We start from the raw sequence: 24,711 nt of genomic DNA on the forward strand, positions 1-24,711 counted from the left end.
AACTATTAGGTATGCCTAACCTTCAACAACTATCGCCGGATAGTTGTTGATCTGGAGGATCAAGTGTCGTGTTCGCCAACTACCTGATCGGCCTGCGTGAAGGCCTCGAGGCCGCGCTGGTCGTGAGCATCCTGATCGCCTACCTGGTCAAGGTTGGCCGACGGGACCGGCTGGTGGTCGTCGCCGGTGGGGTGGCCCTGGCGGTCGCTGTCAGCGTCACGTTCGGGGCGCTGCTGACGTACACGTCGACGAGCCTGCTCGCGGACTTCAGGAGCCAGGAGATCTTCGGCGGCACGATGTCCGCGATCGCGGTGGTGTTCGTCACCGGGATGGTCTTCTGGATGCGTCGCACCGCCCGCAGTATGCGCGCGGAGCTGGACGGACGGCTCTCCTCGGCACTGGAGCTGGGCACCTTCGCCGTCGTCCTCACGGCCTTCCTCTCGGTGGCCCGCGAGGGCCTGGAGACCGCGTTGTTCTTCTGGTCGGCGGTGCAGGCCGCGGGAAGCACGACGGAGCCGGTGATCGGTTTCTCGCTGGGCATCGCGACCGCGGTGGTGCTCGCCTGGCTGCTGTACCGGCGGTCGGTCCGGCTGAACCTCGCCCGGTTCTTCACCTGGACGGGCGCCGGCCTGATCGTGATCGCGGCCGGGGTGCTGGCCTACGCGATCCACGACCTGCAGGAGGGCGGCGTCATCGGCGGGCTGAACACCCTTGCCTTCGACGTCAGCGAGCAGATCTCACCAGGGTCGTGGTACGGGTCCCTGCTCAAGGGCGTCTTCAACTTCACCCCGCAGACCACCGTCGCCCAGGCGATCGCCTGGGCCGCCTACATCGTCCCGGTCATGACCTTGTTTTTCCTCGGTCATCGGATCCGGTCCGGCCAGCCGAGCCAGCCGAGCCAGCCGAGCCAGCCGAGCGAGCCGAGCCAGCCGAGCGAGCCGAGTGGGCCGCCGCCCGTCCCGTCGGGATCTACCAGCTGACGGCTGCTGACGGCCACCGCGGCGGCGGGTGCCGCCACTTACGGCTGATCCATCTGTCGCATCGCCAGAAACCTTGAGGAGAACCGGTGAAATCGCCTGTCGGCCGCGTCATGCGCCTGGCCTGTCCTGTCGTCGTGGCCGCTACCCTGGCCGCGGCCTGCTCGTCGGACAACTCGACTGACGCCGGCTCGTCCGGCGCCGGCGGGGGACCGATCGCGGTGAACGCGGGTGACAAGGACTGCAAGGTGGCCAGCGCGGAACTGCCCGCGGGCCGGCACACCTTCGAGGTCACCAACACCGCGTCGCAGGTCACCGAGGTTTACGTCTACGCCGACGGCGACCGGATCATGGGCGAGGTCGAGAACGTCGGCCCGTCGACGAAGCGGAACCTGATCGTCGATCTGCCGGCCGGCAGGTACCAGGTGGCGTGCAAGCCCGGCATGGTGGGCGACGGCATCCGCACCGCGCTCACGGTTACCGGCGAGGCCGCGCCGCCGCAGACGCTCGACCAGAACCTGCAGACCGCGGTCACCTCGTACAAGACGTACGTCGGGTCCGAGACCCAGGCGCTGGTCGACACCACCGCGGGGTTCGTCGAGGCGATCAACTCGGGTGACCTGGCCAAGGCCAAAGAGGCCTACCCGAACGTCCGACTGCACTATGAGCGCATCGAGCCGATCGCGGAGTCCTTCGGCGACCTCGACCCGCTCATCGACATGCGCATCGACGACGCCACGCCCGACACCCCGTTCGTCGGCTTCCACGCGATCGAGCAGAAGCTGTTCGAGGGGAACACCCTGGACGGAACCCAGCCGCTCGCCACGGCACTGACCACGAACGTCGGCAAGCTCAACGAGCTGATCAAGACCGTGGAGCTCACGCCGCTGGTCATGGCCAACGGGGCGAAGTCGTTGCTCGACGAGGTCGCCGCGTCGAAGGTCACCGGTGAGGAGGAGCGCTACTCCCGCATCGACCTGGTCGACTTCGCCGGCAACGTCGACGGCGCCAAGTACGTCTACAGCGCGCTGCGCCCGGCCCTGCAGGAGAAGGACCCGGAGCTGGTGGCGACGCTCGACAAGCGCTTCCCCGTGCTGGTCAGCCTGCTCGACAAGCACCTGGCCAAGCCGGGGGACAGCGGCTACATCCCCGGCAGCCCGTACATCTCCTACGACAGCCTCACCCAGGACGAGGTCAAGGCCCTCGCCGTCGAGGTCGACGCCATCTCCGAGCCCATCGGACAGATCGCCGGAGTCGTGACCAGCAAGTGAGCCGACTGCCTGATCCCAGCGGCCCGGACGCCGTCGCCACCGAGGACCCCACCACCGCCGTCACCGCCGTCACCGCCAGCGGCGCCGGCGCCGCTGGCGACGCCGACGCCGATGGCCCGCGCAGCGGCCGCGGGAGCCAGCCGGCGCCCGCGGCACGCGGTTTCAGTCGTCGCCGCATGGTCGCGTTCCTCGGTGGCGCCGCGGCTGTCGGCGCGGGCGGCACCGCCGCCGGCTTCGTCGCCTCCAACTCGGAGGAGGAGTCGCCGGGGTCGGGCCAGAGGGTTCCGTTCTTCGGTTCGAACCAGGCCGGAATCGTCACCCCGGTACAGGACAGGCTGCACTTCGCCGCCTTCGACCTCAGCCCGGCGGCCACCCGCGACGACCTGATCGCGCTGCTCACCGCCTGGACCAACGCGGCGTCCAGGATGACCGCCGGGCTGGACGTCGGCACCGGCGCTGTCACCGGTGCGCCCGGCTCCCCGCCGGACGACACCGGTGAGGCGCTGGGGCTGTCGCCCGCCCGGCTGACCCTCACACTCGGCTTCGGCACCAGCCTGTTCACCGATGCCAACGGCAAGGACCGTTTCGGGATCGCCGCTTCGCGACCGGCGCAGCTCGCCGACCTGCCTGCCTTCCCCGGCGACGCCCTCGACCCAGCCTCCAGCGACGGCGACCTGTGCGTGCAGGCCTGTGCCGACGACCCGCAGGTGGCCGTGCACGCCATCCGCAACCTGGCCCGTCTCGCCCGGGGCACCGCCTCGGTGCGCTATTCCCAGCTCGGGTTCGGCCGCACCAGCTCCACCTCGACCGACCAGATCACCCCGCGCAACATGATGGGCTTCAAGGACGGCACCGCCAACATCAGGGCCGAGGACACGCCCACCATGAACACCCACGTCTGGGTCCAGCCCGGCGACGCGCCGGACTGGATGACCGGCGGCAGCTATCTCGTCAGCCGCCGCATCCGCATGCTCATCGAGCCCTGGGACAGCACCCCGCTCACCGAGCAGGAACGGGTCATCGGCCGCACCAAGGGAAGCGGAGCTCCGCTCGGCCAACAGGACGAGTTCGACCCGTTGGACTTCGCGGCGAAGGACTCCGCCGGAGAGCTGGTCGTCGACACCAAGGCCCACGTACGGCTCGCCCACCCGACCCAGAACAACGGCGCCGTGATCCTGCGCCGTGGCTACTCCTTCACCAACGGCACCGACAACCTCGGCCGCCTCGACGCCGGGCTGTTCTTCATCGCCTACCAGCGGGACCCGCGGACCCAGTTCGTCACAATTCAGAAATCACTGGCCGGCAGGTCCAACGACGCGCTCAACGAATACATCCAGCACGTCGGCAGCGGCCTGTACGCCTGCCCGCCGGGCGTCCAGCCAGGACAGTACTGGGGCCAGAAGCTCTTCGCCTGACAACACGGTCGACTCGGCCGGCCTGTCCGTCGCGCACCGCCGTCGTTCTCGATGACCGCTTCTGGGCCGACCGCCGGGATCCGGGCCCGTCTCCACGGCCATCTCCTCTCGCTGCTCGCCGGGTGTCAGGCTTTGCGGGCGATGGCCCCGTATCCGCCGACCTCGGCGTCGGTCAGGCCGGTTGGCGTGTCGTCGTCGGGGCGCCAGCGGTGCAGGAGCTGCACCCCGGGGTCGACGAGGTCCAGACCGTCGAAGAAGCGGACGACCTCGGAGTGGGTACGTGGCCGGGCGGGGATTCCCTGCTTCCGGTAGATCTCGGCGAGCCGTTCCACCTCCTGCGGGGCGAAGTCGGGTGTGACGTGGGTGAGCGTCAGGGTGCTGCCGGCGGGAAGGGCGTCCATGAGGGTGCCGACGATGCCGTAGGGGTCGTCGGAATCCGGAATGAAGTGGAAGATCGCGACGAGGGACAGCGCGACCGGTTGTGTCAGGTCGAGGGTGTCAAGCAGTTCCGGTGCGCGCAGGATCCGGGCCGGGTCGCGGATGTCGGCGTCGAGGTAGGCGGTGCGCCCCTGTGGGCTGCTGGTCAGCAGGGCGCGGGCGTGGGTGAGCACGATCGGGTCGTTGTCCGCGTACACCACTCTTGCCTCGGGGGTGATCCCCTGCGCGACCTCGTGGAGGTTCGGGCTGGTGGGAATGCCGGTGCCGATGTCCAGGAACTGGCGTATTCCGAGCTCACCGGCAAGGTGGCGGGTGGCCCGGATGAGGAACGCCCGGTTCTGGCGCGCGGTCACCTGCAGTCCGGGGAAGGCATGGAGAGCCTGGTCCGCGGCGGCCCGGTCGGCGGGGAAATTGTCTTTCCCACCGAGGTAGTAGTCGTACATGCGGGCGGAATGCGGAAGGTCGGTCCGAAGATCAACGGTCGGGATCTCGTCCATCAACTTCCGCCAGCGCCCCTTACCGGGAGTGTTGTTCGTCATGCCTGATCTCCCGTGCCACCGTCATGATCAAGGATCGGATGATCCGGTTCCCGGATCATCTCAAAGATGGGCCCGTGGGATCGAAAGGCCATGCCTGTTGCTGATCTATAGCTTTTCGGGGGGACGGTAAGTCGAAGCCAGATGTTCCCGACCACTGTCACTCCGCCGTCACTCCGCCGTCGGTCCGCGCAGGTCCACCCGCTGCCCGGCTTTCCGGCGCAGCGGGTGGACGTCACGTTGGTCTGATGCCTGTCACGCCGGTTGGGTGGGGCTCCCGTCCGTCCGTTGGCGGCGCCGGCCGCGAACCAGCCCGGCGGTCGCGTCGAGGGCGAGGAAGGCCAGGAGAGTCACTCCGAGCACGGGCAGCGCCCAGCCGACCGCGGCGGTGACCAGGACCAGGGCGACCAGCGCGGGCCTGGGTACCCGCCGCCAGGTGCCCCGGGTGGGGGCCGGGCCGACGATGCCTGCATGGTCCGCTCGGGTGGGACGGCGCTGCCACCACATCCGGTAGCCCCAGACGATCACGCAGACCAGGCCGCCCGCGAGGCTGGCCAGCAGGATCTGGTTGGCCACCCCGAACAGCTCGCCCATGTGCGCGGCGATGCCGATCTTGGTGAGCTGCGCGAGCAGCGGCCAGCTCTCCCAGCGCACCTCGTTGACCACCCTGGCGTCAGCCGGGTCGACCGCCACCTGGTCGAGTCGTACCGGCCAGCGCCGGTCGGTCTGGGCCACAGTCCACGCCGTGCCGGCCTCGGGCGGTGGTGTGATCTCAACGGGTCCGTCGAGGCCCGCCCCGCGCGCGGCGGCGATGATCCGGTCCACCTTGTCCACACCTGCCGCGTCCGAGGAACTGGTCTCGGTGGCACCGGCGATGGTGTGGCCCTCGTGTTCTCCACCGATCCCGCTGCTCCCACCGATCCCACGGTTGCCGCCCGCGGGGGCAGCCTGGGGCAGGGCGGTGTCGAGATCGGGGGTGTGACTGTCGGCGGCGTCCAGGGCGGAGGAGAAGTGCGCCCCGGCGTAGCGAGACCAGGTCAGACCGGTTGCGGACAGGAACAGCAGGCCGATGAGCAGCCAGACGCCGAGGCTCCCATGCCAGGCCATCGTGCGTCGTCGCCCGCGGGCGGTGAGGTCGGGCAACAGGACCCGGCGCACCCGGCGGGCCCGCCGGCGCCGGCCCAGCCACAGCACCAGGCCACCGAGGGCGATGATCCACAGCCAGCTCGCCGCGACCTCCGAGTAATGCCGGCCGAACGCGCCGAGATGCAGGTTGCGGTGCAGGTCGTCCAGCCAGGTGGTGAGCGGCGTGCTGCCCCACCAGGTGGTCAGCTCGCCCTGGACCCGGCTCGTGTACGGGTCGACGTAGACGGTGCGCTGCCTGTCGCCCAGGTCGGGGACGTTCAGGACCACCCGGGTGGTCCGGTCGGGCGCGTCTCCGGTGAGCACCGAGCTGAAGGTGCCTTCGGGATGGGCGTCGAGCGCGGCGTTGATCTGCTCGGCGAGGGGCCGCGGCGCCGGGCCGGCCTGGTCGACGTAGAGCTCGTCCGCGTAGACCAGCCGGTCGAGCTGCGGGGTGATCGTGTACGCGAGACCGGTGAGCGCGGCGACCACCAGGAACGGCGCGACCAGCACCCCGGCGTAGAAGTGCAGCCGCAGCAGCAGCCGCCGCCCTCCACCGGACGTCGACACGGGCGGGTAACTCGACGTGTCGGTGGACGACGTGCCAGGGAACGAGGGGCCAGGGGACGACGGGTCGGGTACGGACGCGTCGGTGGGAGGGGTGGTCTGGTCGTCGGGGGGCAGCCCCGCCTGGTCGATCGTGGTCACAGGGGTTCTCCGAACAGGCTTGTCGAGGACATGCGGCACCGCCGCGGCGTCGCACACGGGCAGTGGCCGCGGTCGGATCCCGTGCCGCGTCAGATGCGGACGGGTGGCGACAGGCCGGATCCGGGCATCGCGAACAGGCCGTCCGGCCTGTGCGCGACGGACGGCTCTGGCGGTGCTGATCAGGCCGGAAGCAGGTTCGGTGGACCTCTGCGAACGACCAGATGAACAAGCTGGGCCAGCTGCGGGGCCCGGCGCGCCGGAGGCCGCCGCCGCGGCTCCGTGCGGGCGGGCAGCGGGCAGACCACAGCCGGACGTCGCCGGCGGCGCAGGTGGCCGACCGCCCGGCGCGCCACCACCGCGACCCCACGCGCGGCCCGCCACAGCAGTCGTTCTCCGGCGGAGAGCCACCATGCCAGCAGCAGCGCGGCGCCGACGTGCGCCAGCGCCATCCTGGGCCCGCCGGGCAGGAGGTCGATTCCCGTGGCGCCGTGAGCCGTGCTCGCGGTCCCGGTCGAGAAGCCGTGATGGGTGTTCGCCCCGGGCTCCGGCGGCACGGTCATGGCGAATGCCAGATGCAGGCCGGCCTGGACGCTGGCCACCAGACCCGCGATACGCCGCGGCGACATCCGCCGGGCGGCGTTGCCCCAGCACACGCGGGCCGCGAGGGCACCACCGCAGGCGGTCACGGGCGAGCTCGGCAGCTCACCGCAGGCCGCCACGTGCGCGAGAACGGCGAGAGCGACCGCCAACCCGGCCACCGTCGAGGCACGCACACCCCGCCCGACCGGTGTCGCCGCCCAGCTCACAAGATCAGTATCTTAGCCACAAAAGGAAACGTGACCCAGCTGATTGCCCGCACAATGCGGGCGGCGCATGACGCGGCCGTGGCGATCGCCTGCCGCCCTCGTAAAGACGCGCGCCAGGCGCAGCCTGGTCAGGCCTGGTGGCCGACTACCCGTGCCGCCGCGATGCGATAGAAGGCGGCTGCCGGCTCGTGCCGACCGAATGGTTCGAGATAATGTGCGGCGGCATCGCGCGCGGACTGATCCCGCGGACCGATCCGAGACCAGCGTCAGGCCACGTTCGGCAAGGTGGGCGGGCAGCTCGGCGGGATCGAGACCGAACCTCCGCTCAGCCGTACTGCTCGAGCACCTTACTGATCACACCGCGGGCGGACGGCGAGAAATCCCGCCAGCCGTCGCCGAGGTCGGCCGCGAACGAACGTTCGTAGCCCGTGTCACGTAGACGGATGCTGGGCAGATACGCGGAGTGGAACTGGACGGACAGTTTGAGGCCCTCGGCGGTGGCGACGGCGACGGGCCCCGCGCCGAGAGACAGGGCGTCGAACACCTGAAGTTCGGTCCGGTCGGAGTAGTGAACAAAGATGACCGCCCAGCCGGGGCCGCCCGCGGGGTCGGGAACGAACACGGGTGACTCGCTGGTGGTGCCGGCGGGGAATGACCAGGCCGACTGTTCGGTCATCGTCTCCAGGTCAATGCACACCAGGGACGACGGGATCTCCCGTGACGGCAACTGGTCCACCGGGACAACGCGATAGGGGTGATCCCGGTACATCTCGACGATCCGGGTCGCCAGCATCTCGGTGTCGCATCCCCAGTACGACTGCCACAGGTAGCGGCCGCGCTCGAGCCCCGGCCGCCGCATGTCACGGCCATAGAGAAGCGTGGCCCAGTGGCGTTCCGCGTCCAGGAAGACACGGCTGTCCCTGACCTCACCGGTTCGGCCGTCGATCACGTAGCGGCCGACCGGTGAAGCGTCCACCGGGGCGGAGACGAAGCCGTGCAGGCCCTTGGCGAGGCCGGATCCGGTTCCCCAGACGCTGTCGGCATCGGTGAGCGCGTAGTTGAGATCCCAGCCGTTCGAATGAGCGAGGTACATCGTGACGTCGTCGCCGTCCTGGCGGTAGTCGGCGAAGTGGTGGAACGACTCGCGTGGGACGCGGGCGTGGGTCACCGGCACGCTGCGGCCCCGCCGGGCGACGGTGAGGTCGCGCTTGGCCACCAGATAGATGTCGGTGAAGGGCAGATGCGGTTTGGTGCGGCCACGTCCGGCGACGGTGCCGGGCTCGGGCTGGAACCCGATCTCCGTGAAGATCACGTAGTCCTGGGTCACTGTCATCTCGTGCACGCCCTGGGTCAGGTGCGCGCCGGGCACGTGCCACGTCTCGACGTCGCCGTGCCCGTCCCAGCGCACCACCCACATGGGTCCCTCCATGTCGGAGGTGGACGAACCCCGGGGACGGAGGTTCGTGTTGCACCACCACATGCAACCGTCGTCGAGGTCCTCGACCGGGTGCGCCGCCGTCCGCACACCGGGGAACAGGGGATGCGCGACGACCTCGGGGTATTCGCTGACCCCGCCGAGAAACGTCTTGAACTCCAACGTCGCCGGGTCGAACTCGACCGGCCGCTGGCTCAGCCCGGTGAGCAGTAGCCGGTCGCCGAAGAAGTGCGGCGACACGTTCGTCAGGGACGGCCGTCCGCCGGCGGTCAGTCCCGCCAGCTCGGCCGGTGGCAACGCCCGGCTGAGGCCGCCGAGAAGAGCCAGGTCGGGCGTGACGACCCGCTTCGTCCGCCAGTGCCTGGTCTCGAGGTCCACATGGGTGAGCAGGCCCGGCCCGGCGAACATGAAGTCGACGGCGGTCGGCTGCGACGGCCCGATGACGAAGACGTTCCCGGCCAGCCCGTCGGGCCAGCGCCCGGCAGTCACCGTCAGGTCGACATTGTATTCGGCACTCGGCTCAAGGGCATGGTGAAGTGCGTGACTCATGTCGTTTCCTTCGGAGTTCGGCTCGGCGAGCTGAATTCAGAACTCGGTCGCGACCGGCGGTGCCCGGTGAGGATTTGCCAGGAGCGAGGCGCGGATCTCGGAAAGGTACTGACATGCGGGAACCGGGCCGCGTTCTGGCGGGAGCGAGGGCTGCCATGGTCAGGCCTGTTTGCCCGAGATGGAGAAACTGGGACCGCCGCCAGACGCGGGGCTTACAATGAAATGCTAGTGGAATTTCCGGGGCGATGCGGGTTGAATAATTTCAACTGATGGATCTATTGGCGTGACCGTGTCCGTGACCGCGGTGCGGTTCGCCGTGGGATGACCTATCTGCCGAGAAAGGTGAACGCGGCCCAGTAGACGGGATGCTCGTGGGCCCGTCGGGTCTCCCAGGCATGGCGAACGGCCGGCGAGGCGTCGGTCGGCGGACCGTAGTCGGGTATGCGGAGGAGATCCGGGAACTCGCGGACCTTCTCGCCGTTCGTCGTCCGGCGCACCCAGAGCTGCGCCCGCCGCAGGGCCTCCGCCGTTTCCACTCCGTCATCCCGCCAGAGCTGGTAGAAGCGGGCCATCAGGGCGGCGCTGGCGACGTCGTCCACCGACCACTGCGTGGCCACCACGCCCGGCGATCCGGCCTGCAGCAGGCCGGTGGCGAGGCTGACGAACTCGTCCGGCAGGTCGTCACCGATGACGGCCGTCTGGCAGGCCGACAGCACGGTCAGCCGGGGGCTCATCCGGTCGAGCCCGCCGATGTCCCGCAACGTCATCGACTGGTCGCCGACGAGCAGAAGCCGGTTGCTGAGCGGATCCATCGGCTCGGCCACCCCGTGGCAGGCGAAGTGCAGCACGTCGGATCCGGACATCGCCGCGAGCACTCTCGCCCGGGTTGCCTGTCCGGCGCGCAGGACCTGGGCCTCGGGGCCGAAATGGGCCGCGACGATGTCGGTCTCGACCTGGGCACCCGGCAGCGGGTCGGCACCCGAGGAGGCCGGGTCCGCCACGGCGAGCAGCAGATCACCCGAGCGGGCCGGGCCCGGCGCGATCCGGGTGGCGGCGAGCGCGCGGACACTGGGCGCGTAGACGAGGGTGAGCCGGTCGAGCGCGTAGGTGCCCGCGCCGCCGACGGTCTCCGCCAGCCTCGCCGCGTGCAGCGGCGCGGAGCCCAGCAGGCCGCCGGGCATGAGCACGGCCCGCCGGTACGGCGCGAGCAGCCTGAGCACCGGGTCCATCACCGCCCGGCCGAGCCATCGGGACGCCTCCTCGTAAGCGTCGAGGTCGTCCTCCTCGGCGGCCTGGACGCACCGCCCTACCCACCTGCGCTGGTTGGCCAGGGTCAGCTCGGGCAGCCACACCACTTCCACGGGGGTCACCTTCGACGCGGTGACGACGAGGGCGAGGCCGCCCCGTGGCGTGGCCGCCAGGTAGACCAACGGGACCCGGTCGGCCCGCGTGACCCTCTGGACGTCGGCGAACGAGGGAGGGAGGAGGAAGGACTCGTAGCCCGGCACGGACCTGATCTCGCCCACCACCCGCCGCAGCTCCTCGCGGGCGTCACCGAGCTCGGTGGCCAGCTCGCGCAGTGGCGCCTCGGGATCCCGCAGGGTGGGATCGAACACCGGGACGTACTCCATGTCGAAGTCGGGCTCGAAGCTGCGCTCGGCCTCGGCGCCGCGGGCCGCGGCGCGCTCGTACCGCTCCCGCAGCTCGCCGTGACCGACCGCGCCCAGCCGGTCCAGGTCCACCCGCTGGCGGTCCAGGGCCTCCGAAAGCAGGACGGCCCGTCCCGCCTCGAGCACCTCGACCGCCTCCTCGGCCCGGTTGAGGCGGGCCAGCGCGAACGCCGCGCGCGCGGCCATCGACCCGGCGCGGCCCAGCCAGTCCTGCTTGTCCTCGCGCCGCGGGTAAAGAACGGAGATGGCCTGCAGGCCCGTGACCGCGTGCCCGTACGCCTCCGCCACCTCCGCGTAGTCCTGCCGCCGCCAGCCGAGATGGCCCCAGCCCTCGGCGCACGGCACCGTCGCCAGGGGACTCGCGCCCGCGTGCGAGCACACCGCGCGCGACGCCCGGTACGCCCGGGTGGCGTCCTCGGGAAGCTGGCTCGCGGACGCCTTGGACTGCAACGCGTTGGCGAGTGTCGTCTGCACCGCCATCGCCTCCATCGACCCTTCCGGCATCAGGCGGGTGAGCTCCTCGAAGCGGTCCATCGACCGGTCCGCGGCCTCGTCGTCGCCGTCGCGCTCGGCCCGGACCGCCTCGCAGTAGGCCAGCAGCATCAGGATCGAGGACTTCGTCCGGTTCTCCACCTCTCCGGTCCGCAGCGCCGACTCCAGCACGACGCGGGCCTCGCGGAGATCGGCCGGGCGTCCGAGGCTCATGTGGCGCTGGATGAGGAAACGGGCGAGCAGCTGCGCGGAACTGTGGACGAGGGTGAAGTCGCGCCAGTCCTGGCGTGCCTCGCGGACGAGGTCGATGGCCCGGTTCAGATCCCCGAACCGGCGGCCCCGGTAGAGGAGAAAACGCGTGAAACAGCAGATCGCGAGCATGTAGGCGTAACTCGCGCGTTGCTTGCCGGACCGGCTCGGGTCGCTCATCGCGCGGTCCTGCTCCTCGATAGCCTGATCGAGGAACTGGGGGTCCTGCGTCTGCCGAAACGAGGAGTAGTGCCGGAAGGCCTGAGGATGCCACGCCGCGGGGCTCTCCGTCAGGCCACCACTCGCCTCACCGACCGGCATGTAGTCCTGGATTCGCCGCGCGGTCCGCAGGTCGGCCGGGTCGTGGTGCCGTTCGTGCCGGTCGACGAGGCCGTCGACCAGCGCGCCGCAGGCGAAGCGGACGACTCCCTCTTTGTCTCCGCCGCTCGCTGCCGGGTCGAGCTCGTCGAAGATCTCGACCGCACGGTCCAGATCCCGTTCGCGGTTCGGGCTGAGCCGGTACCGCACGGACAGCGCGGCGATCAGTGCGCCCTGGACGATCAGCCTGGACGGCGAGCTGGCCGGAACGCCGCCGACCGCCTCCTCGAGGAGGACGACGAACTCCTCGGCGTCCTCGACGGAGGACGTGTGCCGGAAGCAGACCATGGCGGCCATGCCCAGCATGACGGCGACACCCGCCCTTATCTCGCCCAGCTGGCCCGCCAGACGGTACAGCCGCGCTCCGAGCTCTCGCGCCCGCCTGGCATCCTCCAGCCGGGTGGATGTGATCAGACAGGACATCATCTGGGCGTCGAGCATGAGCCGGCCGGGATGAGCCGTGTCGACATCCCGGCCGATTTCGTTGATCACTTCGATGGCCCGGTCGAGGTCCGCGAGATCCCGATGGCAGTGGAAGCGCGACTGCAGGGAGATGGTGAGGTTCTGGGCCGCCGCGATCCTCGCCACGAGGTCGGTCGCGGCTCCGAGCGCCCGTTCGTCCTCGGCGACCGCCTCGTCGACCTCCGCGCAGGGCACAGCCGCGGTCCGAATCACCGTCATCTGCCCGGCCATCAGCCCCGCCCTCCCGAATCCCGCTTACCACGCACTGCAGTTACCCTTTGCGGTGTCACAGCTGGTCAATTCTCTGCGCTGTTCAGGATGACGCGACGATCTGGGTGTCCGACACGGCTGTGAAGTCGAAGTCGGGGCTGCCGGGGACGGTCGCGAGGACCTGAAGGAGGATGCGTCCCGTCACCACGTCCACCGACGTTCTCTGCATTCTTGCGGTGTCCTGGAATACCTGCTCGACGGAGGTCCCGTCCTCGAAGACCCATCGCGCCCGGGAGATACGCCTGTTCTGGGTGAATCGGTCGACGCCGGTGGCGGGGTCCTGCTTGGCGTAGCCGGGAACGAGGCCGACGGCGGCGAGCCGCACCGGTTCGGGCAGCGTGAACACGATGGCGACATCCGTGGCGTCGCCCGGCGCGCGCCAGGCGGTCGACGGGGTCCCGTCGACCATGTTCGTCGCGTCGTAGCTGATCGTCGCGCCCGCGCCGTCCAGGGCCGGGGGAGCGGTTCGGCTGGCCGAGACCGACGCCCGGGTGGTGATGTCCGTGTAGGTGCCGGTGGGGCCCGAGTAGCTCGACCGGCTGTGGTTGTCGCTCGGGCGGTTCGCGGCCACGACCGTCGCGCCGAGACCCACGATCACGAGGATCGCCAGCCCGCCCAGGGGCATGGATATCCAGAACAGGGCCTGCCGCCAGCGGCGGTACGGCTGTATCTCCACGGAGCTCACCGCCCCCGCTCCGCGGGGACGTCCGGTGTTGCCGTTCTCGTGTTCATCGAGATATCACCCCGAAAGCCGCAGGCCCTGTCGCGCGAGCGTCCAGGACGTCAGTTTCTCGATGCTGTCGTCGACCCGGCTGTCGTCAGAAATGATGGAGGTGGTGAGAAAGAACTGAACCTCGCCGAACGCGTGCCGCATGGACCGCAGCATGTTTCCCTGGTGCAGGTTCTCGTCGAGCCAGCGCACGAGGGCCTCCTCGCCGTCCTCCACGCCGTCCTCGATCAGGATCCGACTGACGAGGTCGCGTTTGCTCACGACCACGACCAGCCGGGCCTTCTTCGTCCGCACGCCCATCGCCTCGAGGTTCTGGACCGTCTGCGCGAAGACGAACTCGGGTTCGCGCCTGGCCCGGACGCCGCTGTACCGGTTCTGGTCGGCGCGGTCGAGCCGGGCCCACAGCGCGTCTACCGACAGGGGGTCGACGACGAACAGGAAGGTGCGCGCGAGGGTGAGGAACTGCAGCTCCTGCAGGCGTTCGGATTCGTTGAAGTACTCGCCGGCCGGGTCGAAGACGTGGATGAGTCGCCGGCCGCCCCGCCGCGGCTCGACGTAAAGCGAGTAGGCGCGGGGAAGCCGGATTCCGGTCTTCGCGACCTTGTCCGACCTGATGAGCTCGCGGCGGGCCTGGGCGTCCCATTTCCGGGTGTCCTCGTCGGCCAGGGTGAGGGTGGCGCCGCTGCGTCCGGCGATCGCCTCGACCGCCATCATGATGACGATCATCAGCCGGGTCTTGCCGGCGCCGGCCGCGCCGAACACCGGGAGCACCACCTCCGCGGCGGTGCCCACGCTCTCGGCCAGCGGAGCCTCGCAGTGCGCGCAGAAGGCGTTCATCCGGTGGCTGCCCAGCAGCAGCAGGGTGGGCAGGCGCTCCCCGCACGCGCAGACGCGCCGGACGACGCCGTACCTGCCCGGCCGCACGTCGTGGTGGCGGACGGTGCAGTTCCGGCACTCGTAGGACGGGTAGAAGCCGCGCCGGTAGCAGGACGGGCAGGTGATGCGCACCCCGCGGATCCACAGCAGGACGGTGTCGATGCCGCGCAGCAGGTAGATCCCGAGGAACGCCAGCAGAAAGACGGCCAGCAGCACCACGCCCTGGGCCGTCGCCACCAGCGAGATGACGGCGAGGCCCAGGATCGTCCCGGCGAACAGGCCGACCATCAGGACGACGCCCACCGGCCAGTGCCAGTCCATCGCCCCGTAGCCGAAGAAGGTGTTCTTCACCCACCGCCGGTGATTCCGGCCGAGCGCGGCCAGCCGCGGCCAGACGAGACCGTGCGCGTGCCGTAGATCGTGACGGGCCTGTCCGAACAGGTACTGCCGGTAGGCCGGTTCCTTCCCGTCCTCGGTGCGCCGCGGCGGCGGTTGTTCCGGCGTGGCGGCGGCGGGGTTCGGGCCCAGCCCCATCGCCCGGCCGAATTCCTGGAAATAGGCGACGACCAGTGCCCCGGCGACGTACAGGGCCGCGGCGCCGGCGATGAACGGCCCGGGCACGGTGAAGAAAAAGAAGGCCAGCCAGATTGCGATGATCAGCAGGATCAGTGAGCCCATCCTCGCCTCACCTCCCCGCCCGCGAGCTGTGGTTCATGGATGCGTCCCCGAATCGCAGAACTGGAGAACAGTGACGGTCGGCTAACGAGGGTTCCGTTTTTTCGCCGCAGCCTTCCCTTGGGCTTCCGTCCCAGATCTCCCGTTCTTACCGCTCTTCCCTCCGCTTCCCGAGCGTTTCTTGTCGGCGGCCTTCTGCGCGGCGGCGGCCTTCTTCTCCGCCGCGGCCTTCCGCTCGGCCCGGGCCTTCTTCTCCGCCGCCCTCCGTGGCGCGTCGGCCTCCTTCTCCAGCCGACGTCGCGTCAGGGTCCGGCGCAGCCATCCGGCGGCGTTGAGGTCCCGCCAGTTGGCGAAGTCCGTGGCCACCGCGGGATCGAGCTTCCTGATCCAGACATGCAGGGTGCGCAGGTCCTGCCAGTGCCATGTGATCAGCCTGTCCAGCAGGCGGTCCTCGATGACCGTGGCGACGACGCGGACCTTGCGGGACGGATTGCGCCGCAGGACGACCACCGCGTAGAAGAGACGGCCGGCGATGTCCGTCTGGGCACGGTCGGCCCTGAGATAGGTGTCGACGTCGAGCAGGTAGTGCTCCACGGCCTCCGCGGGGCACGACGCGAAGATCTCGGGGAGGTCCCCGGTCGGTGCCTTGTTCAGCAGGTCGGTCAGTTTGCCGAGGTGGTGTGCCCGCTGCGTCTCGGGCATCCGGTCGAGCCCGGCGGTCAGGACGGCGGCCTGGCGGCCGGGGCCGGTGGCGGCGGCCAGTCTGCGTCCGACCGTGGTCATCCGGGTGATCGTCGCGCGTGCGGGGTCACTGAGTCGGGACGCGGCTGACCTTCCCTCGAGCGCGCGGCAGAGGGCTTCGAGGTCCTCGAGATGGTCGCCGTCCGCTGCGGCCGTCGCCGGCCACTCGCGGGTGAGGACGGCGTTCAGCCAGGCCACGGTGGCGGGAGCATTCAGGCTGGCGTCGTCGAGCACCTCAAGCGCGCGCAGTGCCTCGCCCGGCGTCCAGCTTCCGTGCGGCCAGATGCGCCGCAACAGGTCCGCGTCCACGGCCGGTGTGCCCGTCGATTCCGGACCGCTTGCCCGCAGCACCGCGATCTCCGCCAGCATGTCGATCCGCAGCCGCGGGTCGCGGCGGGACGCGGCGATCAGCCGGGCTTCGTGCAGAGCCGGGGCAGCGCGCGTGTCGTCGTCGTCCAGCGCCTCACCGAGGCCGTGCGTGAGCGCCTCGACGAGACGGTCCGGCTCGCGGGCCGCGACCGCGGCGAGGTGATGCACCACCCCCGTCCGCAGCTGGGGCCAGCCACGTGCCAGCCGTGCCGTCGCCTCGGTCGGCTCGGCCAGCAGCCGGGGGCCGACGACGCGTTCTCCGGCCGTCCGTAGCAGGGCGCTGTCCAGGTCGAGCCGCTCCCGGGCAGCCAGGAGGAGCAGATCGACCGCCACCTCGGCGGTGCATCTGCGCAGGGCCCGCGTGCAGCGGTCGGTGGCGTGGGCGCGACCGGCAGGCGACCTGAGCGGCACCGCGTCGGCGCCGCCGGCACCCTTGACGGGCTCGTGCGCCAGCAGCCCGTCCACCTCGATGTCCACCGCGAGCTTCTCGATCTCGGTGGCCAGCGGCGCGGCGCCGGCCTCCGCCGCGGCCGCCGCGAGGGCGGTGAGTGCGGCGCCGGTGCCGGGCGGCCGGCTCCCGGCGAGGACCCCCAGAGCCCCGACGCCGATCAGTTCGATAGTTCGCGCGTCCAGCGAGGGTGCCTGGCGGCCCAGCCAGCGCGCGGCGGTCGCGGCGGCGGCGGTCACCGCCGGCCCGGCGCCGGAGGCATGGTGACCGTGCCGGAACAGCGCCGCGGCCAGCAGCGGATGCCACTCCCCCGAGCGGCCGGGCAGGCCGCCGCCGAGCTCGGCCGCGGCGGCCCACAGCTCGGCCGCGTTCTCCACGCCGGTCTCGGCCAGCAGGGCGGCCCACGGCTCGACCGGCACCTGGCTGCTCCGGTTGGCCGGCATGTCGAACTGGAGGAAGCTCGCGAACGCGCCGTCACCGCGGTCGACGTCGGCGTCGGGCACCGTCGCGACCAGGTGCAGGTCGCTGTAGGCGGGCCGGTGGTGGTAGGTGGCGAAGGACATCCGGCGGGCCAGCGCCGGCGGCAGCAGGTAGGAGACGGCGCCGATCCAGTTCGCGGCGGCCCCGCTGTCCCGCTCGATCAGCACGATCGTTCGCCGTTCGCCGGTGATCACCCTGGCCGCCGCGGACACCAGGGCGGGCAGTGCGGCGCGGCCGGGATGCGTACGCAGGAAGGCGGCGACGTGCCGACGGTCGAGCCTTCCCCGTGGCGGCGGCCCGGCCAGCTCCGGCAGCTCGGCGCCGTCGGTCCTCGGGCTGGCCGTCCAGATCGGGGCGCCCCACAGCTCGATGGGCAACGCCTCCCCGAGATCGGCGGCGACGTCCTCGCTGACCAACGCGTGCGCGAAGTAGTTCCCGAACCGGTTCGAGTAGTCCGTGCCCACGAAGACGACGTTCGCCAGCACGCCGGTGTCCTCCGCCGGCTCGAAGCAGAGATTCACCGGGCAGGCCGCGAGCGCCGCGGCATCCGCGTTGTAGGGCAGCGAGCCCGGCGGGTCGTAGGCGGTGAAGGACTCGACCCGCCGCATCACCTCCGGCGCGACCCCGCGGCTCGCCGCATTGAACTGGAATCCGGGGTATCCCGAAAGGCCGACCTCGCACGACGTGTAGTACAGCTGCTTCAACACCATCTCGGCCTCTTCCGCCGTCAGCCTTTTGTCCTGGGAATGGCGCCGAATTCGCTCAGCAGCCAGAGGAACGGGTCGGCCACCCGGTAGGGCTGGACCACCCCGGTCGCCACCCGCCGGTCGGCGGTGGGGGCGGCCCCCAGTGCCGACAGCCCGAAATACCGGTAGCGCGAGTAGTTGTGGCGCAGGGTCTGGTCGATGGACGACCCCTCCCACTCGTCGAGCAGCGCGCGCACGTGGTCGTGGACGTCCCTGCTGTCCGCCGCGTCGAAGCGCGAGCCGACCGGCTGCGACCGCCGCAGCGGGCTCTCCTCGGGCAGACCGCGCGTGAGCGCGTCCATCTTCGAGAACGCCACGGCGATCGGGGTGCCGATCAGCTGGGAGGGCTTCGTCCCCAACGCCCGCTGCAGCAGTTCGGTGATGCGGCCCAGGACGCTCACCGGGCTGTCCAGGCCCTGTTCGTGCGGGCGTGGGGCGTCCGGGTCCGCCTGGCCCCGGGCACCGCGCATCGTCAGTGGGTCGAGCAGCAGGATGATGCCGGCGGCGCTGGCGAGGTAGCGCACGTTCTGTTCGACGCTGTCCGCCGAGTTCAGATCCTCGCCGGCGGTGTCGAAGAAGGACAGCACGGTCCGCTCCTGACGCGGGCGGCCCAGGCCGCGCCCGCGCGCTGTGAAGGTGAACACCAGCGGCCGGCGTGACATCGGTGTCGTCGAGCGCTGTGTGGGGGCGGCCAGCTGGTGGTTGTCGTAGAGCGGGGCCTCGTACCGCTTGCGGAAGCTGTCCCGGGTCTCGTCATCCGCGCCCAGCACCGACGCGTCGAACCGGACTCCGACCGAGTGCATCAGCTCGTGCAGCAGGACGGTCATGAAAACGGTCTTGCCGCTCTCCTTCGCACCGACCAGCGCGATGAGCCGATTCTCGATCTTTCCGAAGTGCACCGGAAGTTGACTGTGGCACTCCGGGCACAACCGGTAGTTCGTGTCGGCTCGACAGTCCGAATGGACGGCGGACAGCTTCCGGCCGTCCGCCGAGAACGCCGGCGGAAGCTGGCCGGTGAATCCCATCCGTTTCGCCAGGCGTTCATCCCGCTGACTGGAGCAGGACTTTCCGGTGGGGCCTGGCCGCCCGGAGCACCGGAACCAGATCTCCCGTTCCCCGAACTGCTGGTAGCAGTACGGGCAGACCAGCTTTCTGCTCATCGGGTCACCTCCTCCGTCGGGCGCGGACCAACGTCACCTGGGCATTCGCGTCCTCGGGTGGCGCGGTGGGGTCGACGAAGCAGGCGAGCCCCCAGGCGCCGCGCCGTGGCGCCGGAAGTGTGATCAGCGCCCGCTTCCGAGCGGTGACGTCGCGCGCCGGGAGACGGGCGAGCGCGGTGCCATGGGTGGCGCTCAGCGGCAGGATCCCGTCCGACCTGCCGACGACGACCAGCGGTGGCAGCCGGCAGGTGCGGTCACACACCACCTCGAGGACGGCCCGCCGCGGCCAGGGCAGCCGCGCCGGCCGGAGCTCGTAGGTCACCTCGACACCGCGCCCGGGGACGAGCACGGTGACCGGCGGGGAGACCACACGGTCCTCCTCCTCGCCGGTCACCGTCCGGACCGCTACGGTGACCGGATCCGAGCCGACCTGGATCTCCAGCCCGCCGCTGTCGATGTAGCGCCGCGGTCGGATCTCCACCTCACCGGTCGGCCCGTCGCCTGTGGAGCCGGCCGGGTACCACTGGACCCGTGCCAGGCTCGCGCCCTCCGGCCAGTCCCAGCGCAGCCGGACGGCATCGCCGAACCGAGCCGCTGTGAGCCCGCGGACCGCGTCCGCCAGCGAGATCGGCACCGTGGCGCCGACGACCGCGACGGAGCCGCCGGCGGCGCAGGTGACCGCGGTGAGGAAGGCGCGGCCGTGCCGCGGGCGGACGGGCAGCGCGACCCGTCCGTCGGCCCGGGTCACGGGTGCGCCGGGCAGCGCGACGCCGTGCCGGGAGACATCCGCGGCTGACACAGTGGTCCCCGCGGCCCACCTTGGTGCCGCGGAGGCCATCCGCACCTGCACCGTCCCGCTTGTCGGCGGCGTCCAGACAACGAGCGCCGACAACCCGTCCGACCGGGTCGACGTCCCGGACGGGGACGATGCCGTCTCGGTGGGAAGCTCGACGGCGAGGTCGCTCACCGCCTCAGGCGGCCGCTCCGGCCGGGCCGTGACGACCAGCCCGGCCGAGACGCGCCGAGCCCCGTCCGCTCCGAGGTACACCGCCTCGATCCGGTACTGGTAGGCCGTGCCCGACCGCAGGCGCATGTCGGTGAAGCCGGTGGCCGTGACGGAGGTCGGCCTTGTCCCGCGACCGGTCATGCCACGTTCGGTCCGGCGCACGTTGACCTCGTGGATCCCCGGATGCGCCCGCCACGTGCCGGTCACCGACTCCGCGTCGGTCGCCAGCACGAGATCCCGGACCTCCGGGGTGAGGAGAACGGCGGCGGCATCCGCACCCGGCGACCAGATGCCCTCGGTGCGGGTGGCGAAGACCGTGTAGAAGACCCGTTCGCCCAGTGGAGCGGTCTCGTCGACCGCGGTGTTGGCCGGTGTCTCGGCGACCGGCTCCCCGGCGTCAGGCGTGGTGGCGGCTCGGCCGGTCGCGCGCACCAGCCGGTAGGCGACTTCGCCGGTGCGGGCGGGGCTGGGTGCCCACCGGACGCTCACCCGGGTCCCGTCGGCCCCCGCCTCGACCGACGGTGGTGGCGGCGGCGGGATCGCGCGGAGCCGGGCCTGGATGTCGTCGTGATCGGCCGCGATCTCGGCAGCCTCGGCCAGCAGCGCGGCGGTCTCCTCCGGCCGGTGACGCGACCATGCCTCGTCCGCCCCGGTCAGCAACGTCCGGACCCTGGCCTCGGCCGCCTCGACCTGTCCGGACATCTCGGCCCGCTCGGCGTCCGGCAACGCGGCGGCAAGCTGGCGAGCGGCGCGCAGCCGACCGGCCGCGAGCGCGTCGTGGATCTCCTGGACGGCGTTCCCGGACCCGGCTGCGCCACCCCGCCAGGCCTCGGCGAGCGTGACCGCCAGCTCCTCGGCCTCCTCCAGGACCAGGCCCAGGGAAGCCGCCTGGTCGGCGATCGCGCGAGCGGGTAGACCCGCCTCGACCCCGCCGCGCAGCGCCTCGACGACCTCCCAGCCGATCAGGGTGTCGTACCCGGCCGGGGAGCGCACCGAGCCCAGGATGATCACGAAGATGTTCTCGGCCGCGGTCTGGCGCTCGTCCTGGGCCGCGCGGGCGCGGGCCTGGCGGGCCCGGGTCACCTCCTGCTCGTCGACGACGGCCGGCTCGGACACCAGCCGGAAGCCGTCCCGCAGCCTGAAGCCGGCCCGGACCCGCTCGGCGCCGAAGACGACGTCGGCGGACAGGCGCAGGCCGAGAACGGCCAGCGGTTCGCGCAACGAGCGCGCCTGACTCGGCGGCGGGCCGACCGGGAGCTTCCACTCCCGGTCCATGACCCGCAGGTTGTGCCGCTTCAGCGCGGCCCGGACGGTCGTCGCGTCGAGTGCACCCCCGCCGCTGCCCGCACCGGCGGCCCCCGCGGTCCCCGAGATCAGGCGGCCCACCATCGTCTCGCTGATACACGGGTTCGCCGCGGCCAGCGCGGTGACGAGGCGGTCCAGGTACTCCTGTTCCTCCTTGTGCGCCCGCTCGCGGCGTTCCCGGAAGGCCGCAAGCGTGAGCTGGCCGGAGCCCTTCAGCTCCGCGTGCGCCGCGAGCAGGGCATCCGCGACGGCGGCGTGGGTCTTCTTGAGCTTCAGAGTCCGCCAGTACTTCGTGACCTCCTCGACCCGCGCCTCGAACAGCTCCTTGTCACCCGCGGTGGCCTCGTCCAGCGCGTAGCGCGTGAAGAGGTCGTTCGGCACTCCCTGCTTCCGGGCGGGATCAACGACGCCCTTCCGGTACGCCTCGACGTCGAACGCCATTCCTCAGACCCCCGATGACGTGCAGTCCATTCGCCGGTCCCGCCGGCGCGGCGTAGATGCCCGCCGCACCCTCGGACGGGCGGCTATTCGCTGAGCGTGTACCGTGCCACGGCGTTGCGCGCCTTCTCGACCTGTTCCTCGGTGAGGCCCTGAATCTGCAGCTCGATGTGCAGGTCCTTTCCCGTCTTCAGCTCCACCGCGTGTACCCGCAGCACGCCGGTCTCGTTCATGGTGAAGGTGACGTCGATCGGGGAGTTACGCGGCAGCGGTGGCAGGCCGCTGATGAGACCCCGGCCGATCGCCGCGTTGTCGGCGAGTTCCGGGGAGACCGTGGCTCCGGCCTGTTCCCAGATCTCGATCTCGATCCCGGTCTGGTTGTCCTCGACCGTCCCGAACCGCTCGGTGTCGGGCGAGGCGGGCAGCGGCGTGTTGGGCGGCAGGATGTGCTCGACCTTCAGCCGCTTCAGAGCGGGGTCCGCGCTATCCACGACCTTGATGCCGAACGCGCGGGGCACGACCGTCCGGACCTTCTTCTCCGCGAGCTGGCGGACGGCTTCGGTCGTGATGCCCAGCTGGTCGGCGACCCGCTGCACGGCCGCCGGCGAGGCGGACGTATGGGAGTCGCCCTGTGTTCCCGGTGCCGCGTCCGAGTCCTCGGGGAGCTGGAGCTTCACCGACTCGATGAGCGCGAACCGGGCTGCCCCTTTCGCGACCGCGAGGTCGGGGTCGTGGAGCTTCGTCTCGAAGCCGAATCGCTTGTTCAGGCGGGCCGCGACGGCCGGCATCCGGGTGGCGCCGCCGACGAGGAGGACATCGTCGAACGACGTCACGCCCTTCTCCCGGGCGGTGGTGACGGTCCGCTCGGTGATGTCGAGGGTCCGTTCGAGCAGCTCGCCGGTGATCTGCTCGAACTCCTCGCGGGTCAGCTCGAGCCGTGCGGTGTCGCCGCCGAAACGCATGTTGTGCCGGCGCGACGTGGTACTGCTCAGCGCCTTCTTCATCTCCTCGGCAGCGATCGTGAGCTCCTGGAGGAAGTCCTCGTTGTCGCCTGCCTCGGAATCGGGGTGCTCGGCGAGAAAACCCTCCAACAGGTACCGGACGATCCTCTCGTCCCAGTCCACGCCACCGAGATGGTGGTCGCCGTCGGTGCAGACGACGTTGATCTCGTTGCCGGCGACTCGGATGACGGTCGTGTCGAACGTTCCACCGCCCAGGTCGTAGACCAGGATCGTGCGTTCGCCGGCGGGGGCGACGACCTCGTAGTGCAGGGCGGCGGCGACCGGTTCCGGCACGACGTTCAGGACGTTCAGGCCGGCGATCCGCCCCGCGTTCCGGGTGGCCTCCCGCTCGGCCACGCCGAAGTACGCGGGCACCGTTATCACGACGTCCCGGACTGGTTCGCCGGTGAACTCCGTCGCCGCTCGCGCCAGCTCGCTGAGGATCAGTGCGGAGATGCTCTCCGGAGTGTGCGTGCTCCCGTGGAAGGAGAGTTCGACGTCCTGGCCCATCTGCCGCTTGATGAGCGACACCACGAGGTCGGGCTCGAGCTTCGCCGAGTTCTTCGCGTCCCGCCCGACGACCACGTTGTCAGGAGTCTCGAAGTAGACCACCGAGGGCGTGGTGTCCTCGCCGACCATGTTCTTCGTGACGGCGGGCCGCCCTGTGTCGTCGATGTAGGCGACACACGAATAGGTCGTCCCCAGGTCGATACCGTAGGTTGCCATGGATCCTCGCAGGTGTCGGAGACCGGGTTGGCGTCAGAGACCGGATTGAGCAGGGCTGGGCGGCGTCGGCGCGGAGGGCGCCGGGGGTGCCGGGGGCGCCGCGGTGGCTGGGGATGCCTCGGTGGCGTCGCTGCCCTCGGAACCAGGCCGCCGGCTGCGGAAAACCCGGGTACGCGCGGGGCGTCGCACCCGGCCGGTGTCCCGCTCCAGTACGCCGACCTGGGTGACCTCCGCGACGGTGTTGTGCCGGGCGGGGTCGTCGGTCGGCACGACTGACGCGGCAAGCTGGGCCCCGGACTGGAACCGGTCTCCGGGTTGCGGGCGGACCAGGTCGAAACCACACCGTTCCAGCGCGAGCTCGACGTCGTCGGCGAAGCTGGCGAGCAGGTTCGAGGTACGGGAGTCGCCACCGCCGGACATGCGTTCCGACTCGGCCGAGAGGCCGTCGTACAACCTGATCAGATCGGTCACGATCGGGTCCAGCAGCGCGCGACGGACACCGGAGCGCTGTTCGAGGCGTTCCTCGTGGAGCCGGTCAATCACGGCTTCCCGATGATCGGCCCGCCGGTGGAAGTCGGTGAGCGTGGCCTCGATGGCGGCCAGGCGTTCGACGACCGACACGAGCACGGCGGCGGTCGGCATGTCCGGCTCGCCGGCGTCCCATGGGACCGACCCGCCCGGCTCCGGGGCGCCGGCGGCCGGCGGGGTGTCCTCGCCGGGCGCCGCGGGCACCATGGGGTCGCCGTTCCACCAGCTGGTGGCGTCAGCTGGTGGTGTGCGGGTGCCGGCGCCCGCGTCGTTGCCGACCGGACCGCCAGCGGTCGGGTCGGGCCCCGTCGGCAGGGGTCGGCTGGAATCTTCGTGCATGTCGGCAGGCCAATCGGTAGACGACTGTGTCGCGATGGACGACCGTGCGGTGGCGCCTCCCCGCGCCGTCGCTGAGATCCGGACGCGTCGCGGATTTCATCTTCCGCGATGAGCACAGGTGGGCCGGTGCGGCTCCGGTGCGGCGGATGCTTTCTCTCAGGCAAGAAAACGCTGTCGCGAAGTACGTACTTGTCTGACGCCGCGCAAACAGATCTACGGGCTACTGCCCGGATCCGGGCCGGTGGCCACCTCGGGGAATCCGGGTGCGCCACCGGACCGGCGGCAGCGACACGTGAGACCGGCGCTGGGCGTGACAAAAAAGATCATGACGTCCCCCGATGTCCTAGAGGGTGTCTGAAAAGAGT

15 protein-coding genes are annotated in these 24,711 nt (G+C 70.8%); 3 read left to right on the plus strand and 12 right to left on the minus strand.

Annotation, left to right across the window (positions count from 1 at the left end):
* Nucleotides 1-68: 68 nt before the first annotated feature.
* From efeU to efeB, 3 genes are all read left to right on the plus strand, one after another.
* Nucleotides 69-980, plus strand: coding sequence for an iron uptake transporter permease EfeU (gene efeU / locus E0504_RS27350; RefSeq protein WP_131626070.1), 912 nt, complete (start codon nucleotides 69-71; stop codon nucleotides 978-980).
* Nucleotides 981-1,066: 86 nt separating this feature from the next.
* Entirely contained in the window at nucleotides 1,067-2,248 is a 1,182-nt protein-coding gene (gene efeO / locus E0504_RS27355; protein ID WP_131626071.1) for an iron uptake system protein EfeO, read from the plus strand.
* Nucleotides 2,245-3,663, plus strand: a complete 1,419-nt coding sequence (gene efeB / locus E0504_RS27360) for an iron uptake transporter deferrochelatase/peroxidase subunit (RefSeq protein ID WP_112106041.1) — start codon at nucleotides 2,245-2,247, stop codon at nucleotides 3,661-3,663. The genes efeO and efeB overlap by 4 nt, the downstream gene beginning before the upstream one ends.
* Nucleotides 3,664-3,788: 125 nt before the next feature.
* On the opposite strand, the gene E0504_RS27365 is transcribed toward efeB, so the two are convergent.
* The 12 genes from E0504_RS27365 to E0504_RS51425 all read right to left on the minus strand — a co-directional run bounded on the left by E0504_RS27365 (nucleotide 3,789) and on the right by E0504_RS51425 (nucleotide 24,346).
* Nucleotides 3,789-4,640 (minus strand): SAM-dependent methyltransferase, encoded by an 852-nt coding sequence (locus tag E0504_RS27365; RefSeq protein WP_112106040.1) that lies wholly within the window; start codon nucleotides 4,638-4,640, stop codon nucleotides 3,789-3,791.
* A gap of 252 nt (nucleotides 4,641-4,892) precedes the next feature.
* Nucleotides 4,893-6,467, minus strand: coding sequence for a PepSY domain-containing protein (locus tag E0504_RS27370; RefSeq protein WP_207974592.1), 1,575 nt, complete (start codon nucleotides 6,465-6,467; stop codon nucleotides 4,893-4,895).
* Nucleotides 6,468-6,646: 179 nt separating this feature from the next.
* Nucleotides 6,647-7,225 (minus strand): hypothetical protein, encoded by a 579-nt coding sequence (locus E0504_RS27375; RefSeq protein ID WP_373693940.1) that lies wholly within the window; start codon nucleotides 7,223-7,225, stop codon nucleotides 6,647-6,649.
* 373 nt (nucleotides 7,226-7,598) lie between these two features.
* Nucleotides 7,599-9,257 carry a carotenoid oxygenase family protein gene (locus E0504_RS27385; RefSeq protein WP_131626073.1) on the minus strand — a complete coding sequence of 553 codons (1,659 nt, stop codon included), beginning with the start codon at nucleotides 9,255-9,257 and terminating at the stop codon, nucleotides 7,599-7,601.
* A gap of 326 nt (nucleotides 9,258-9,583) precedes the next feature.
* On the minus strand, nucleotides 9,584-12,727 hold the full coding sequence (locus tag E0504_RS27390; RefSeq protein WP_131626074.1) for a CHAT domain-containing protein: 3,144 nt from the start codon (nucleotides 12,725-12,727) through the stop codon (nucleotides 9,584-9,586).
* Between the two features lie 94 nt (nucleotides 12,728-12,821).
* Complete coding sequence (locus E0504_RS27395; RefSeq protein ID WP_071065124.1) at nucleotides 12,822-13,463, minus strand: hypothetical protein; 642 nt, start codon at nucleotides 13,461-13,463, stop codon at nucleotides 12,822-12,824.
* Between the two features lie 54 nt (nucleotides 13,464-13,517).
* Entirely contained in the window at nucleotides 13,518-15,062 is a 1,545-nt protein-coding gene (locus tag E0504_RS27400) for a hypothetical protein (RefSeq protein WP_131626075.1), read from the minus strand.
* 81 nt (nucleotides 15,063-15,143) lie between these two features.
* Nucleotides 15,144-17,807, minus strand: a complete 2,664-nt coding sequence (locus tag E0504_RS27405) for a GTPase-associated protein 1-related protein (RefSeq protein WP_131626076.1) — start codon at nucleotides 17,805-17,807, stop codon at nucleotides 15,144-15,146.
* 17 nt (nucleotides 17,808-17,824) lie between these two features.
* Nucleotides 17,825-19,003 (minus strand): hypothetical protein, encoded by a 1,179-nt coding sequence (locus tag E0504_RS27410; RefSeq protein ID WP_112106034.1) that lies wholly within the window; start codon nucleotides 19,001-19,003, stop codon nucleotides 17,825-17,827.
* A 4-nt stretch (nucleotides 19,004-19,007) separates the two neighbouring features.
* The gene (locus tag E0504_RS27415) at nucleotides 19,008-21,755 is read right to left on the minus strand and encodes a hypothetical protein (protein WP_131626077.1); all 2,748 of its coding nucleotides are present in this window, start codon (nucleotides 21,753-21,755) and stop codon (nucleotides 19,008-19,010) included.
* A gap of 83 nt (nucleotides 21,756-21,838) precedes the next feature.
* Complete coding sequence (locus tag E0504_RS27420; protein WP_112106032.1) at nucleotides 21,839-23,479, minus strand: Hsp70 family protein; 1,641 nt, start codon at nucleotides 23,477-23,479, stop codon at nucleotides 21,839-21,841.
* A gap of 33 nt (nucleotides 23,480-23,512) precedes the next feature.
* Nucleotides 23,513-24,346, minus strand: a complete 834-nt coding sequence (locus tag E0504_RS51425) for a hypothetical protein (RefSeq protein WP_200835257.1) — start codon at nucleotides 24,344-24,346, stop codon at nucleotides 23,513-23,515.
* Between the last annotated feature and the right edge of the window lie 365 nt (nucleotides 24,347-24,711).

The organism is Parafrankia sp. BMG5.11 (genome assembly GCF_004337455.1).